The organism is Brevundimonas sp. Leaf363 (assembly GCF_001424025.1).
Classification (GTDB): domain Bacteria; phylum Pseudomonadota; class Alphaproteobacteria; order Caulobacterales; family Caulobacteraceae; genus Brevundimonas.
In genome coordinates this window covers 1492067-1506826 of record NZ_LMPZ01000002.1, presented here as the reverse complement: position 1 = coordinate 1506826, position 14760 = coordinate 1492067, and the positions used below count along the sequence as shown (strand labels likewise).

Genomic DNA, 14760 nt, shown 5'->3' with positions numbered 1-14760 from the left:
GGCGGATGTTAGACGCCGCCGCTTGATCGGCGCGGCCGCGCGCCCCACCTTGCGACCGTCATGCTCCAGACCATCCTCCTCGTCGCCCAGATCCTGATTTCGATCGCGCTTGCCGGCGTGATCCTGCTGCAGCGCTCCGAAGGCGGCGCGCTGGGCATGGGCGGAGGGCCGTCGGGATTCATGACCGCGCGCGGCGCGGGCAACCTGTTGACGGTCACGACCTGGTGGCTGGCGGCCGCCTTCTTCATCTGCGCCATTGCTCTGACCGTTGTCGGCAACATGGACCGAGCCTCGCAGTCGGTAATCGACGCAGACGCCGTCGGCGCGCTGGCCGCGCCGTCGGCCGGTCAGCAGCAAGCGCCGGCCGAGACCGCCCCGGCTCCGGCTACGCCGTCCGGCCCTTCGCTGGATGACCTGGAGGCCAGCCTGCCGGCGGCGTCGACCCAGGCTCCTGCTCCGGCCCCCGCACCCGCCCAGTAAGATGCGGGCGGGGCGCTTATCCCCGCCTTCTTCTCCCGCCCTCAAAGTCTCCGGAAGTCGCCGGCCGAATCGGCGGTAGAGTGATCTCCCATGGCCCGTTACGTGTTCATCACCGGCGGCGTGGTTTCCTCATTGGGAAAAGGCCTCGCCTCCGCCGCTCTCGGCGCGCTTCTGCAGGCGCGCGGCTACAAGGTCCGGCTGCGTAAGCTGGACCCGTATCTCAACGTCGATCCGGGCACGATGAGCCCGTATCAGCACGGCGAGGTCTTCGTCACCGACGACGGCGCCGAGACTGATCTGGACCTGGGCCACTACGAGCGTTTCACCGGCGTCTCGGCCGCCAAGTCGGACAACATCACGACCGGTCGAATCTATTCGACCATCCTGGAGAAGGAACGCCGCGGGGATTACCTGGGCGCCACCGTGCAGGTGATCCCGCACGTCACCGACCAGATCAAGGCGTTCTGCCTCACGCCCGCCCTGACCGACGACGGCGACGACGTCGACTTCGTGCTGGTCGAGATCGGCGGCACCGTCGGCGATATCGAGGGCCTGCCCTTCTTCGAGGCGATCCGCCAGCTGGGCCAGGACCTGCCGCGCGGTCAGTCGTGCTTCGTGCACCTGACGCTGCTGCCCTTCATCAAGACCGCCGGCGAGATGAAGACCAAGCCGACGCAGCATTCGGTGAAGGAGCTGCGGTCCATCGGCATCCAGCCGGACATCCTGCTGTGCCGCTGCGAATTCCCGATTCCCGAGGATGAGAAGCGCAAGATCGGCCTGTTCTGCAACGTCCGCGCTTCGGGCGTGATTCAGGCGATGGACTCGGCCGACATCTACGCCGTGCCATTGGACTATCACCGCGAGGGCCTGGACTCCGAAGTCCTGGCCCACTTCGGCATCACGGACGCGCCGGCGCCTGACCTGACCGGTTGGAACGAGATCGTCCGCCGCCGTCTGCAGCCGGACGGCGAGGTCACCATCGCGGTCGTCGGCAAGTACACGGTGCTGAAGGACGCCTACAAATCCCTGATCGAGGCCCTTCATCACGGCGGCGTCGCCAATCAGGTGAAGGTCAATATCGACTGGGTCGAGGCCGACACCTTCGAGGGCGACCGCCAGGCCTGCGAGGACCGTCTGCAGGGCGCGCACGCGGTGCTGGTCCCCGGCGGCTTCGGCGAGCGTGGGGCCGAGGGCAAGATCGAGGCGGCCCGCTTCGCCCGTGAGCGCAACATTCCCTACTTCGGCATCTGCTTCGGCATGCAGATGGCGGTGATCGAGGCGGCGCGGAACCAGGCCGGGTTCCCCAAGGCGTCCTCGACCGAGTTCGGCCCGACCTCCGAGCCGGTCGTCGGGCTGATGACCGAGTGGACCCAAGGCAACCAGCGGGTGCTACGTCAGCAAGGCGGCGATCTGGGCGGCACCATGCGGCTGGGCGCGTATGAATCAACACTCACGCCCGGCTCGAAGATCGCTGACATTTACGGCTCGACGACGATCAGCGAGCGGCACCGCCATCGCTACGAAGTGAACATCAACTACCGCGATGCCATCGAAACTTCGGGGCTGAGGTTTGCGGGCCTGTCGCCGGACGGCGTCCTGCCTGAAACGGTCGAGCGTGATGACCATCCGTGGTTCATCGGCGTGCAGTATCACCCCGAACTGAAGAGCCGCCCTTTCGCGCCGCACCCTCTGTTCGCCAGCTTCATCGGCGCCGCGCTCGTGCAGAGCCGACTGGTTTAAGGCGCGTCGCCAAGGCGCCTGTTCGTCACGATGCGACAGCGCCGGACCGTCATCGCGGCTTCCTGCGCGATGAACGTCGCGCGCGGCCCAGCCGACGATTACTTACGCTGCAGTGCCGTTTCGCGCATGCAGCATTCCTGTCGCGACCGATAACGCATTTGGGAACGCTGGATTAAGCCGAATCGGGCATCCTTTGCTGAACGGCGGCGTTGAACTGCTATCCGAAAACAATACTTAGCGTCTGGGAGGACGCCGATGGCCGGAGATCTGCTTTACTTCATTCACCGCCACTTTCGCGCGTTCGCCGTGGGATCGCTGGCGTGCATGGTCAGCGCACTGGGTCTTACCGTTAAGTCGCTCGTCGGCGCCTAGGGCCCGACGCGGATCCGGCGGTTTCCGTCAGCGTGCCGTGAGGTCCGCCAGACGACGCGCCTGCTCAGACCCCCTCGAGCTCGCCTCCGCGAAGATCTCGCGGTCCGACTGCAGGGTGAAGCCTTTGCCAGACGTTTCCTTAAGAGCGGCGAGAGCGATCTGCCGGGCTTTCCTGATCGACCTGTTCTGGCTTTCAAGCGCGGCGGCCATGACGGCGTCGGCCTCAGCGTCCCGTTCAAGGCGGTAAAGCGAGCTAGCGAGCTTCACGCGGTAGAAGCCGTTAACAGGATCGTCCGCTACGGCTCGCTCCAGCAGCGGCAAGGCATCGGACCAGCGTTGTTGCTCGAGCAAGACATCGGCAGCGGCCCAGGCGGCGAAAGCCGTCTGAAGCCTGGGGTCGCGCTGGCGTACCGTTGGGTCGGCCAAAGCTGTCCTGATGACATCCACCTGCTGCTCCAAGGGCAGGCTGTCACGCGGCGCCTTGGCTTTGAAATCACCGATCCGGGCCGCGACGTGGGCGAAGGCGCTGAACCCCGCATGGATTTCAGCGCAACGTGACATCAGGGTGATCTCGAAAAGGGCCCGCTGTATCGGCGTTGCGAAGCGCTCGCTGAGGTCGGCCGCCACGATCACGTCGGCCTGATCTCTGTACTGGGCCGCCACCTCGGGGTCCTGTGCAAAAAGCACAACCGTTCGACCCGCCGCCCTCCAATGTTCGATCAGCCAGCGGGCGACGGGCAATGCGACCACCTTGCGCGTGAACTGATCGCGAAACCGATATGAGCCATAGATGATGTCGCCTGCGCGCAAGTGAATCGCGACTGGGCGCTCTGCCAGCTTGACTTGCCGGGCGGCCAAGATGGCTTTGCGGATGTACCGACGAAACCCGATGCCGTCGAACAGGGCTGCATAGGTTCCGGGCGGGCTGCGTCTGAGTTCGGTCGGCAGGCGGCGGTAGGCCGTGCTGGATTTCAGCGACCAGCCCTTCAGGCCCTCCGCCGCCTTGTCCATGTGGGCGCGGTCGGCGATGGGCTGGCTCAATTCAAAGAAGTCGGTCGGATTCTCGACGATATGGGCGGCCAGATAGTCGGCTGTGAAGACGTCTGCCGCAGCCGGCAGGGCGTGATGCTCAAGGTCTTTGTGATCCCAGGTGAAGGCGTAGTTCACGCCCATGATCTGGGCCAGGTTCATGGCCTTCAGAATCGACAGGATGCGCTGGCCCAGGCCGTCGCTGCGGTCGGCCAGTACGATCTTTGTCGACGGTTCCGAGACGTCATTCATCCCTTCGCTATCACCCGGTTCGATCCAGTTGTCACCGGCCCGGCAGGGCGAAAGCGACATAGGCCGAGCCCTGCGGACCCGCCTGATCGCGCGCCCCGCTCGCGGCGATCACCACATACTGTCGTCCGTCGACCATGTAGGTGGCCGGCGTCGCCACCCCGGCGTAGGGCAGGGGCGCCTGCCACAGCAGCCGACCGTTCCTGCGGTCGAAGGCTCGGAAGAGGCGATCGTGGATGGTGGCCCCAATAAACAGCACCCCGCCCGCCGTCACCACCGGCCCGCCGTAATTCTCCGTCCCCGTCGTCGGCACGCCTTGGGCCGCCAGCGCGGGATACTCGCCGAGCGGCACGCGCCAAAGGTAGCGCCCGCTGTTCATGTCGATGGCGTTCAACGTCCCCCAAGGCGGTGCGACGGCGGGGTAGCCGTCAGGGTCCGTGAACTTGCGATAGCCCGTGAAGCCGTAGGTCGACGCCTGGCGCAGGCCTGCGGAAGCGACCTCCCGGTTCTGGCCTGTGGCGCCCGTCAGCCAGGCGATCAGCTCGCGTCGTTCGTCGCCCTTGATAGCGGGAAAGGCGGGCATCCGTCCGCCGCCATGATCCAAAATCGCGCCGATCCGGGAGGCGCTGAGACGATCACCCACACCGAGCAGACTGGGAAACTCCGGCGGCGCGCCGCGCCGGTCGGAGCCATGGCAGACGGCGCATTGGCTTCGATAGATCGACTCACCCCACGAAATCTCGCCCGAGTTCGACGACAATCCGCCCAGCCAGGCGATGTCGTTGCTGTTGACGTAGATGACGCCGCGACGGTCGCTGGCCGCGCCGCCCCATTCGGCGCCGCCGTCAAAGCCGGGGAATAGAACGGTCTGTCGATCCACGCTGAAGGGCGTGAACTGCGGCCCGTTCATCAGGGCGGCGAAGGCCCGGCGCGCCCAGGCGTTGATCGCCGGCGAGCGGTCACTCAGCCCTTCCGCTGTCAACCGTTGCCGCGCGAATGGCTCGGGTGCTGTGGGGAAGGGCTGGGTCCGCGCGGCGACCTCGCCGGGCACGGTGGACGCGGCGACGACGCGTTCCTCGATCGGGAATAGCGGCCGGCCGGTCTCGCGCTCGAACAGATAGACGAAGCCCTGCTTGGACGTCTGCGCCACCGCATCGATACGGCGCCCTTGGTGCGTGACGGTCAGCAGTTGGGGCGGCGAGGGGAAGTCGCGGTCCCAGATGTCATGGTGCACGCCCTGGAAATGCCAGAGGCGGCGACCCGAGGCGGCATCGATGGCCACCAATGAGTTGGCGAACAGGTTGTCGCCCGGTCGGTCGGCTCCGTAGAAGTCGTCGACCGCCGATCCGGTAGGGGCGAAGACGATGCCGCGCTCGGCGTCCAGCGCCATTCCGGCCCAGTTGTTGGCTCCGCCCGCCGTCTTCCACGCGTCGGCCGGCCAGGTGTCGTGGCCGTACTGGCCGGGGCGCGGGATGAAGTGGAACGTCCAGGCGATCTTGCCGGTGCGGACGTTGTAGGCGCGCAGCGCGCCGGGCGCCGCCGGGCGGCTTTCCGATGTACGAAAGCCGACGATGACAAGGTTGCGATAGACGACCCCGGGCGTGGTCAGGAAAGTTGCGTTCAGCTCCGGATCGTTGCCCAGCCCTTGGCGCAGATCAACTGCTCCATCTTCGCCGAACTCCTTGATCGGCCGCCCCGTCTTCAGGTCCAGCGCCCACATACGGTCGCCCACGCCGGCGAACAGCCTCGTCTCCACCCCGGATCGCCACAGGCTCATTCCCCGCGCGGGCTGCGCCCCTGCGACGCCCGAGTCGAACGTCCAAAGCCGCCGGCCTGTCGAGGCATCCAGCGCGATCACCTTCTGATCTGCGGTGTAGGCGTACAGCGTTCGTCCGACGATCAGGGGGTTGGTCTGCAATCCGCCGTCGCCGGTCTCGACCCGCCAGACCTCCTGAAGGCGGGCGACGTTGGCGGGGGTGATCTGCTCCAGCGGGGAATAGCGATCCCCGGTCGGTCCGCCATACCGCGGCCAGTCGGCAACCGCCGACACCGCACGAGACGCCTGGCCCGGTCCCGAAAATTGGATCGCCAGCGGGATGATCAAGGTCGTCAGCACGCCAGCCGCCACGACGCCCAGACGCTGAAGATCCTGCCTGCCCATCCCTCGACCCTATCGCGTTTCGGAAAAAGCGCGAGCGCCGGCCAGCCTATCCCTGCTGATCTTCGAAAAGCCGGCGGCTCGCGTCTGTGCGGCGCGCGTCCTATGGTTCGCGCTATGACACGGGCCGCCCATCGTCGCATTCCGCCGGATGTCCGCAGGCGCGAGCTGATGGCGGCGTGTGCCCGGTGTCTGGCCGACCAGGGCGCGGCGGGGGTGTCGGTGCGAGGCATCTGCACCGAAGCGGGCGTGTCGCCGGGGCTGCTGACCCACTATTTCGACGGCGTGTCGCACCTGATCGCCGAAACCTATCGGGATGTCGGCGCGCAGGTCGCGGCGACGCTGGACGAGGCGGTGGAGGCGGCGGGGGACGATCCCCGGGCGCGCCTGCGGGCCTATGTGATCGCCAGTTTCCGGCCCCCGGTGATGGATGCGGCGCTGCTGGCGACCTGGGTGGCGTTCTGGAGCCTGGTGAAGACCGACGACCGGCTGCAGATCGCACACCGTGAGACCTACGCGCTCTATCGCGACGATCTCGAGCGGCTGATCCGGGCATGCCCCGTGGGGGGAACGGCGGACATCCGCCTGATGGCGGTTGGCCTGACGGCGCTGGTCGACGGTCTGTGGCTGGAACTGTGCCTTGACGGCGCCGCCTTCAGCGCAATGGAGGCCAGCGATGTCGCGGAGCGCTGGCTGGATGATCTGTTGGCGCGGCCCCTGTGTCGGCTGGCCTAGCGTACCGTTACGGCCACGTCGGAACGGCCCACGCTGCCGAAACCCTCTGTGGCAAGCACCTGATAGTTCAGGGCGCCCAGTTCAAGGCCAACGCGGCGCCACGCGTCGACGTGGTTCTGGAAGGTTATGGTGGCGCGCGCGCCCGTCGTCAGCTTGGACGTGCGAACGCTCCAGTACTGATAGAAGGTCGCCGTTCCCTGGATCGACGGCTGGTTGATCCGCTGGGTGCGATAGACGCGATACGAGCCGCCATCGCTCTCAAACGCGCCGAGGAACTCGCCGGCATTGCCGGGCGGTTCGAAATCCCCCCAGCTGTCGACCACGTAGTATTCGACCAGCGGATCGGTGGACCAGCCGTACAGGCCAAGATAGCCGTTGGCCCCCGGTTCGAACGTCCGCGCCGCGTAATGGATCGTCCGGTCTTCGGCGCCCGTTTCCCAGCCGCGGCCGGCGACCAGGTTGCCCTGCGCGCCCAGATCCCACGTCACCGAATAGGCGCCGCCGGACCCCAGCGTCATGCAGCCCGTGCCGGTGTCGTGCCAGAAGGTATAGAAGCCCTGATCGTCCGTGCCGGTCGCATTGGCGCAGATCGGGGCCGCTTCGCTGACCTCATCTGCGACGCTGGCCGCCGGCGCTGCCGTCATCGCCAGGACGAACAGGGGGTAGATAAACGACATTTCATCCTCAGCACATCTTGGATCCGGCCGCGCGCCAGGGCCTCAGCCTACCAGCCGCCCCAGCCACGAGCCATCGGCCAGGATCTCCTTCGCCGCATTGTGGCCCGGTGCGCCGGTGACGCCGCCGCCGGGGTGGGTGCCGGCGCCGCACAGGTAGAGGCCCTTCAGCTCGCCGCGATAGTCGGCCTGCCCCAGGAAGGGACGCGCGGCCCAGAGCTGATCCAGCGACATATTCCCGTGCATGATGTCGCCGCCCATCAGGCCGAAGGTGCGCTCCAGATCCATCGGCGACAGGATCTGGCGACCCAGCACGGAGGCGCGGAAGTTCGGCGCATAGGCGGTGACGGTGTCGATGATCTTGTCGGCCGCCGCCTCACGCTCGTCGTCCCAGTTGCGGCCGTCCGGCAGGACCGGAGCGAACTGCTGGCAGAACAGGCTGGCGACGTGCTGGCCCTTCGGCGCCAGGCTGTCGTCGACGGTCGAGGGGATCAGCATCTCGACGATCGGCCGCTCGGACATGCCGTCGCGTTTGGCGTCGATATAGGCGCGGTCCATATAGTCGAGCGTGGGGGCGATGATGACGCCGCTCTGGTGGTGCTCGGCAACGTCCTTGCCCGGCAGGCAGGTGAAGTCCGGCAGTTCGGACAGCGCCACATTCATGCGGAAGGTGCCGGAGCCGACCTTGAAGGCCTTGGCTCTGCGGTTGAACTCGGGCGACAGGTCGGCGGGATCGATCAGTCGGTCGTAGAGCAGCTTGGGCCCGACGTTGGCGACGACGCGCGGGGCACGGATCTCCTCGCCGCTCTCCAGACGCACGCCGACGGCGCGGCCGTTCTCGACGATGACGCGGGCGACGGGCGCGTCGACGTCGATCTGGACGCCGAGGTCTTCACACGCGCCGCGCATGGCGGTGGTGATCGCGCCCATGCCGCCGATGGCGTGGCCCCAGGCGCCCTTCTTGCCGTTCACCTCGCCGAAGACGTGGTGCAGCAGGACGTAGGCCGAGCCGGGGGTGTCGGGGCTAGCGTAGTTGCCGACCACGGCGTCGAAACCGAAGGCCGCCTTGACCGGCTCGCTCTCGAACCAGCCGTCCAGGAAGCTGCGGGCGCTCTTGACGAACAGGTCCATAACGTCGCGCTGCTTGTCGAGCGACAGACGGGCCAAGGGGCCGCCCTGGACGGCGGCGGCCAGCAGGGCCTTGAGGCCTCCGCCAGCGTTCGGCGGCGTCTTCATGGCCAGAGAGCGCAGCACGTCGGCGACGCCTTCGAGCGCGTCGTAATAGGCGGGCAGGACCTCGGCGTCTCGCGCGGAGAACTTGCGGAATTCGGCCTGCGTCCGCTCCAGCCCGCCGCCCAGCTTCAGATAGCCGCCGTCCTCCTGGGGCAGGAAGTTGGAGATGGGGCGTTCGACGATGCGCAGGCCGCGTTCGGCCAAGCCCATATCGGCGATGACCTTGGGGTTCAGCAGGCTGACTGTGTAACTGGCCACCGAGTTGCGAAAGCCGGGGTGGAACTCCTCGGTCACGGCCGCGCCGCCGACCACGCCGCGTCGTTCGACGATCCGCACCTTCAGGCCGGCGCGCGCCAGATAGAAGGCGCAGACCAGGCCGTTGTGGCCGGCGCCGATGATGACGGCGTCAAGAGCGTTGCTCATGTCGGGCTCGCGTTCAGAAGGATCAGGAAACGGGTCGGGGCCGGCGGCTCCAGCCGGGGGCGGGCGGCTGGTGCAGGCGCGCTTCGGGGATCAGGTCGCGGACCTTGCCAGCGAAGTTGCGCAGGCAGACTTCGTGCTCGCTCAAGGGGCCGACGGTGAAGCTGGGCGAGGCCATGCCGTCCTGGACCCGCTGGATCAGGTCGGTATCTTCCAGATTGACTTGGCGGTTGACGCGCCAGTTCAGATACCGCGCCGCCTTCATCTCGCGCCGCTCGTCGGGCAGGGCGTACGAGATTTCGCGGATCATCGTCAGCGTCGGCGAGATCGGGATGAACTGCATGAAGTCGATCTGGTCGGGATAGATGTCGAAGGCGACGTTCGGCCAGAGCTTGAAATAGAGCCACAGGCGCTGGTTCTCCTCCGGCAGGTGATCCACGCGCGGCAGGAAGTGCTGATACAGGCGCTCGGACGGATTGTCGGAGGCGCGCGTGCCGACCTGACCCCACATCTTGTCCACCCAGGGCTGGGCCTCGACGCCGTAGCTGGCGCCCAGCAGGCGGGTCAGGCCCGGGTGGGCGACGCGGATGTGCAGGCCGTCGGAATAGTTGTCGGCGACATTCTTCCAGTTGACCGTGCGGGGTCTTAGGGTGACGCGGCCGATGGCCTGAAGTTCCTTGAACCGATAGGGCGCGACCTCGTCGTCATGGGGCGACATCATCTCGGCCACCGACGGGCCGCCGCCTTCCAGACGCACGAAGACGAAGCCGCGCCAGACTTCCAACTCGACGGGCATCAGGCCCATCGTCGCCTTGTCGAGCGTCGGATAGGTCGCGCCCAGCGGCACACCCTTCAGCGCGCCGTCCAGGCCATAGGACCAGGCGTGATAGGGGCAGGTGAGGGCGCGGACGCAGCCGCCGGGGCCATCCACCACCCGCGCGCCGCGATGGCGGCAGACGTTGGCGAAGGCGCGGACCCGATCATCCTCGCCGCGCACCACGACGACGCTCTCGCCCAGGAAGTCGAGGGTGCGGTAGTGGCCGGCTTCAGGCAGGTCGTTCAGGTGGCAGACCACCTGCCACGACGGGCGCAGGACGCGCGCCATCTCGACCTCGAAATACTCCGGGTCGTGATAGAGCCAGGCGGGCAGGGTCCAGTCGGCGTCGGGGTCCGAAGCGTCCTGTACAGTCGGTTGGGACAGCGGCATGGATGGCCCTCGACGACGAGATTCCGTATTTTACGATCGTATAATAACTGTTCGACGTCGGCAAGCGGGGCGCGATTGCAAGGCTTCGGCAATCGTGCTTACTGTATGACAGTACAATAAAAAGCGTACCGCCTGGGGAGGCGCGTTTTCAGGGCCAAACAGGGCGTTCGGGGTCGAACCTTTGCGGGTTCGTGGGGAGCGTGATGGCCGGTCGGGGATTGAGCCCTGCTGTGGTGAACAGGCGCGCGGCGCCGCTCGAAGACACGTATCCGGCTGATCGGATTTCAGACCTCAGAGCCGCCGTCCAGCGCACGCCCGAGCGTGCCGTCGTGTGGCGGGCGTTGGCGACCCAGTTGACGATGGCGGGAGACGCCGCCGGCGCCGACGCTGCCTTCGCTCGCTACATCGCAGCGCCCCAGAAAGATCCTGCCCTGATCGAGGCCGGCAAGGCGCTGGTTGAGAACCGCATCGCCGTCGCCGAGCCCATGCTACGCGAGCATCTGCGCCGGCATCCGTGCGACATCGCCGCCATCCGCATGCTGGCCGAGGTGGCGGCGCGCTTGGGTAGGTATGGCGACGCCGAGAGCCTGCTGCAGCGCGCCGTCGAACTGGCGCCGAGCTTCGAGGCGGCGGCGCATCAGCTGGCGCTGGCGCAGTACCGGCAGAGCAAGTCGGTCGAAGCTCTGGCCGGGCTGAACGCCCTGCTTGAACGGCGGCCGGACAACGCCACCTATCTGAACCTCAAGGCCGCCGCCCTGGTGCGGATCGGCGAATACGCCGCAGCCATCGACATCTACGACCGCGTGCTGGCGGGCCATCCCGGCCATTCGCGCGCCTGGCTCAGCTATGGGCACGCGCTGAAGACGGTAGGGCGGCAGGACGACTGCATTGCCGCCTACCGCAAGGCCATCGCGCTGGAGCCCGGTCTGGGCGAGGCTTACTGGAGCCTGGCCAATCTGAAGACCGTCAGCCTGACAGCCGACGATATCGCGGCCATGCAGGGCCAGGCGCAGCGGGCGGACATCGGCGACGAGGACCGCTTCCACCTCGACTTCGCGCTCGGCAAGGCGTTCGAGGACGCGGGCGACCATGAGGCCTCGTTCCGCCACTACGCCTCGGGCGCGGCGGCGCGGCGGCGAGGCTTGAGCTATGACGCCGCCGAGACGACCGACCATGTGACGCGCAGCCGGGCGGTGTTCAGCCGCGACCTGCTGGAGGGCGCGCGCGATCAGGGTTGCGCCGCGCCGGACCCCATTTTCATCGTTGGGCTGCCGCGCTCAGGCTCGACCTTGCTTGAGCAGATACTGTCCAGCCATTCGCAGGTCGAGGGCACGATGGAGCTGCCCGACATCACCGCCATCGCGCGGGATCTGGGCGGTCGGAAGAAGCGCAGTGAGGCCTCGGCCTATCCGGAGATCATGAGCGGCCTGGACGGCGACGCCATCCGGGCGCTAGGCGAGGGCTATCTCGAAACGACGCGGGTGCACCGCAAGTCGGACCGGCCCTTTTTCGTCGACAAGATGCCGAACAACTTCGCGCACGTCGGCCTGATCCTGATGGCCCTGCCGAATGCGAAGATCATCGATGCGCGGCGCCATCCGATGGCCTGCTGCTTCTCGGCCTTCAAACAGCATTTCGCGCGAGGTCAGGGGTTCAGCTATGACCTGACCGACCTGGGGTTCTACTATCGCGACTATGTGAACCTGATGGCCCATTTCGACGCCGTCGCGCCGGGGCGCATCCACCGCGTCCACTATGAACAGATGGTCGAGGCGCCGGAGGCCGAAACGCGACGCCTGCTCGACTACTGCGGCCTGCCGTTCGAAGAGGCCTGCCTGCGTTTCCACGAGACCGAGCGGGCCGTGCGCACCGCCAGTTCCGAACAGGTCCGCAAGCCCATCTTCCGCGACGGGCTGGATCAGTGGCGACATTACGAGCCGTGGCTGGGGCCGCTGAAGGCGGCGCTGGGCCCGGTTCTCGACACCTATCCAAACGCGCCGCCGTAGGCGGCCACAGAATGCCCGAGCAGCCGAAACCGGCGCGGGGATGACACGACAACTGAAAAACACTGAGGGGATCACGAGAATGAAGACCACGCCCAAGACACTGAAGCGGATGCTCTGTCCGGCCGCGCTTCTGGCCACGACCATGCTCTATCCTGCGGGCGCCGCGATGGCGCAGGAGGCGTCGCTGGACGACGTCATCGTCACCGCCCAGAAGCGCTCCGAGAACCTGCAGGACGTGCCGATCAGCATCGCGGTCCTGGGTGAGGAGACGCTGGAGCAGCTGCACCTTTCTGACTTCGACGACTATGCGAAGTACCTGCCGGCGGTGTCGTTCCAGACCTACGGCCCCGGCGTCGGCAGCGTCTATATGCGCGGCGTGGCATCGGGGGGCGACGGCAACCACTCCGGTTCCCTGCCTAGCGTCGGCATGTATCTGGACGAACAGCCCATCACGACCATCCAGGGTGCGCTGGACATCCACCTCTACGATGTCGCCCGGGTCGAATCCCTCGCCGGCCCGCAGGGCACGCTGTACGGCGCCAGCTCCCAGGCCGGTACGGTGCGGATCATCACCAACAAGCCCAGCGCGGCTGGCTTCGAGGCCGGCTTCGACGTCGAGGTGAACACGGTCGCCCACGGCGGCGAAGGCTATGTGCTTGAGGGCTTCATCAACCAGCCGATCAGCGACAATGTCGCACTGCGCGCCGTCGGCTGGACCAGCCACACCGCCGGCTACATCGACAACGTCCAGGGCACGCGCCTCTATCCGTCGTCGGGCATCATCGACGACAACGCCGCCTTGGCCGAAGACGACTACAACGACATCGACACCTACGGCGCCCGCGCCGCGCTGAAGATCGACCTGAACGACAGCTGGACCGTCACGCCGTCGATCATGGGCCAGGTCGAGGAGAGCAACGGCTTCTTTGGCTCGGACGCCCTGGTCGGACCGCTGTCGGTCACCCACTACAATCCCGAGTTCGCCAAGGATCAGTGGTATCAGGCGGCCCTGCTGGTCGAGGGACGTATCGGCAGCTTCGACGTCACCTACGCCGGCGCGCACATGGAGCGGACGTTCGAGTCGTCGCTGGACTACTCCGACTACGCCTTCTTCTACGACACCCTGTTCGGCTACGGCGCCTACTTCACCGATGACGCCGGCGAGATGGTCAATCCGTCCCAGTACATCCTGGGCCGGGACGATTTCACCAAGGATAGCCACGAACTGCGCCTGTCCAGCCCGCAGGATGCACGCTTCCGCGTCGTCGGCGGCCTGTTCTACCAGAACCAGCAGCACGACATCTTCCAGGACTACAAGATCGACGGCATCGGCGCCGGCATCTCGGTCAACGGCCGGCCGGGCACGATCTGGCTGACGTCCCAGGTGCGCGAGGACACCGACTACGCCGTCTTCGGTGAAGCCAGCTTCGACGTCACGGAACGACTGACGATCACCGGCGGTCTGCGCGCCTTCAAGTCCGAGAACAGCCTGCGCGGCTTCTTCGGCTACGGCGACGGCTTCAGCAGCGGCACCGGCGTGGCGGCCTGTTTCGCCGACGCCACCACCCGCGACGCGCCGTGCATGAATCTCGACAAGTCGGTCGAGGAAGAGGACGTCGTTCCCAAGTTCAACGTCACCTACAACATCGACGACGACAAGCTGGTCTACGCCACCTATTCCGAGGGGTATCGCCCGGGCGGCATCAATCGGCGCGGTTCGCTGCCGCCCTACCAGTCGGACTATCTGAAGAACTACGAGGTCGGCTGGAAGCTGACGCTAATGGACAACGCCGTCCGCTGGAACGGCGCGGCCTACATCCAGGAATGGACGAACTTCCAGTTCTCCATCCTGGGCCAAAGCGGCCTGACGGAGATCAAGAACGCGGGCCAGGCCGAGGTGAAGGGCGTCGAATCCGACATCACCTGGGCGGTCAGCAATGGCCTGACACTGACGGCCTCCGCCGCCTACATCGACAGCGAGCTGACCGAGAACTTCTGCGGCTTCGTCGATGCGAACGGCAATCCGGAAACCGATTGTCCCTCTCCGGAGGCCCCGTCAGGCACGCGCCTGCCGATCACGCCCCGCTTCAAGGGGAATTTGATCGCGCGGTACGAGTTCCAGTTCGCGGGCTTCGACGCCCACGTCCAGGGCTCGCTGGTGCATCAGACCAGCGCGCCGTCCGACCTGCGCCTGGCGGCGGCCGCCATCACCGGCGACCTGCCGGCCTACACCCTGGTCGACGCCTCGGCAGGCATCGAGGCGATGTCGGGCTGGACGCTGGAAGCCTATGTGAAGAACGTCTTTGACGAGGAGGCGCAACTGAGCCGCTTCGCCCAATGCGCCGAGGCCGTCTGCGGCGCCGAGACCTACTTCATCCCGACGCAACCACGCACCATCGGCCTGAAGTTCGGCCGGCGGTTCTGACGATCCCGCGCGGGCGGGTGGCCTCGGTCGCT

At 66.7% G+C, this 14760-nt stretch carries 10 protein-coding genes; 5 read left to right on the top strand and 5 right to left on the bottom strand.

The window, feature by feature from the left end:
- Nucleotides 1-60 precede the first annotated feature (60 nt).
- Together secG and ASG17_RS10605 are read left to right on the top strand one after the other, a co-directional pair.
- The gene (gene secG / locus ASG17_RS10610; RefSeq protein WP_056102834.1) at nt 61-480 is read left to right on the top strand and encodes a preprotein translocase subunit SecG; all 420 of its coding nucleotides are present in this window, start codon (nt 61-63) and stop codon (nt 478-480) included.
- Nucleotides 481-570: 90 nt separating this feature from the next.
- Complete coding sequence (locus ASG17_RS10605; RefSeq protein WP_056102831.1) at nt 571-2220, top strand: CTP synthase; 1650 nt, start codon at nt 571-573, stop codon at nt 2218-2220.
- A gap of 399 nt (nt 2221-2619) precedes the next feature.
- Here the strand turns inward: ASG17_RS10605 and ASG17_RS10600 are convergent, their stop codons facing one another.
- Nucleotides 2620-3933: a hypothetical protein gene (locus tag ASG17_RS10600; protein WP_056102827.1), complete on the bottom strand. Its 1314-nt coding sequence runs from the start codon at nt 3931-3933 to the stop codon at nt 2620-2622.
- Nucleotides 3905-6031 (bottom strand): pyrroloquinoline quinone-dependent dehydrogenase, encoded by a 2127-nt coding sequence (locus ASG17_RS10595; RefSeq protein WP_056102823.1) that lies wholly within the window; start codon nt 6029-6031, stop codon nt 3905-3907. The genes ASG17_RS10600 and ASG17_RS10595 overlap by 29 nt, the downstream gene beginning before the upstream one ends.
- A gap of 168 nt (nt 6032-6199) precedes the next feature.
- On the opposite strand from ASG17_RS10595, the gene ASG17_RS10590 reads away from it, so the two are divergent.
- Nucleotides 6200-6763, top strand: a complete 564-nt coding sequence (locus tag ASG17_RS10590; RefSeq protein ID WP_235560407.1) for a TetR family transcriptional regulator C-terminal domain-containing protein — start codon at nt 6200-6202, stop codon at nt 6761-6763.
- On the opposite strand, the gene ASG17_RS10585 is transcribed toward ASG17_RS10590, so the two are convergent.
- The 3 genes from ASG17_RS10585 to ASG17_RS10575 are packed head-to-tail and all read right to left on the bottom strand — an operon-like array spanning nt 6760 to nt 10297.
- Complete coding sequence (locus ASG17_RS10585) at nt 6760-7440, bottom strand: glycoside hydrolase family 11 protein (protein ID WP_200935054.1); 681 nt, start codon at nt 7438-7440, stop codon at nt 6760-6762. The genes ASG17_RS10590 and ASG17_RS10585 overlap by 4 nt on opposite strands.
- Before the next feature lie 42 nt (nt 7441-7482).
- Entirely contained in the window at nt 7483-9093 is a 1611-nt protein-coding gene (locus tag ASG17_RS10580) for an NAD(P)/FAD-dependent oxidoreductase (RefSeq protein ID WP_056102816.1), read from the bottom strand.
- A 22-nt stretch (nt 9094-9115) separates the two neighbouring features.
- Nucleotides 9116-10297 carry an aromatic ring-hydroxylating dioxygenase subunit alpha gene (locus ASG17_RS10575; protein ID WP_056102813.1) on the bottom strand — a complete coding sequence of 394 codons (1182 nt, stop codon included), beginning with the start codon at nt 10295-10297 and terminating at the stop codon, nt 9116-9118.
- Between the two features lie 359 nt (nt 10298-10656).
- Here ASG17_RS10575 and ASG17_RS10570 point away from each other — a divergent pair, with 359 nt between their 5' ends.
- Both ASG17_RS10570 and ASG17_RS10565 read left to right on the top strand, forming a co-directional pair.
- Entirely contained in the window at nt 10657-12303 is a 1647-nt protein-coding gene (locus ASG17_RS10570; protein ID WP_056102810.1) for a tetratricopeptide repeat-containing sulfotransferase family protein, read from the top strand.
- A gap of 79 nt (nt 12304-12382) precedes the next feature.
- Complete coding sequence (locus ASG17_RS10565) at nt 12383-14728, top strand: TonB-dependent receptor (RefSeq protein WP_056102807.1); 2346 nt, start codon at nt 12383-12385, stop codon at nt 14726-14728.
- Nucleotides 14729-14760: the final 32 nt, after the last annotated feature.

What these genes read in the sequence shown, in the direction of transcription:
- ASG17_RS10570 (WP_056102810.1), top strand. Translation starts at nt 10,657, where the DNA reads ATGGCGGGAGACGCCGCCGGCGCCGACGCTGCCTTCGCTCGCTACATC.
- ASG17_RS10565 (WP_056102807.1), top strand. Translation starts at nt 12,383, where the DNA reads ATGAAGACCACGCCCAAGACACTGAAGCGGATGCTCTGTCCGGCCGCG.
- ASG17_RS10575 (WP_056102813.1), bottom strand. Translation starts at nt 10,297, where the DNA reads ATGCCGCTGTCCCAACCGACTGTACAGGACGCTTCGGACCCCGACGCC.
- ASG17_RS10585 (WP_200935054.1), bottom strand. Translation starts at nt 7,440, where the DNA reads ATGTCGTTTATCTACCCCCTGTTCGTCCTGGCGATGACGGCAGCGCCG.
- secG (WP_056102834.1), top strand. Translation starts at nt 61, where the DNA reads ATGCTCCAGACCATCCTCCTCGTCGCCCAGATCCTGATTTCGATCGCG.
- ASG17_RS10580 (WP_056102816.1), bottom strand. Translation starts at nt 9,093, where the DNA reads ATGAGCAACGCTCTTGACGCCGTCATCATCGGCGCCGGCCACAACGGC.
- ASG17_RS10600 (WP_056102827.1), bottom strand. Translation starts at nt 3,933, where the DNA reads ATGTCGCTTTCGCCCTGCCGGGCCGGTGACAACTGGATCGAACCGGGT.
- ASG17_RS10590 (WP_235560407.1), top strand. Translation starts at nt 6,200, where the DNA reads ATGGCGGCGTGTGCCCGGTGTCTGGCCGACCAGGGCGCGGCGGGGGTG.
- ASG17_RS10605 (WP_056102831.1), top strand. Translation starts at nt 571, where the DNA reads ATGGCCCGTTACGTGTTCATCACCGGCGGCGTGGTTTCCTCATTGGGA.
- ASG17_RS10595 (WP_056102823.1), bottom strand. Translation starts at nt 6,031, where the DNA reads ATGGGCAGGCAGGATCTTCAGCGTCTGGGCGTCGTGGCGGCTGGCGTG.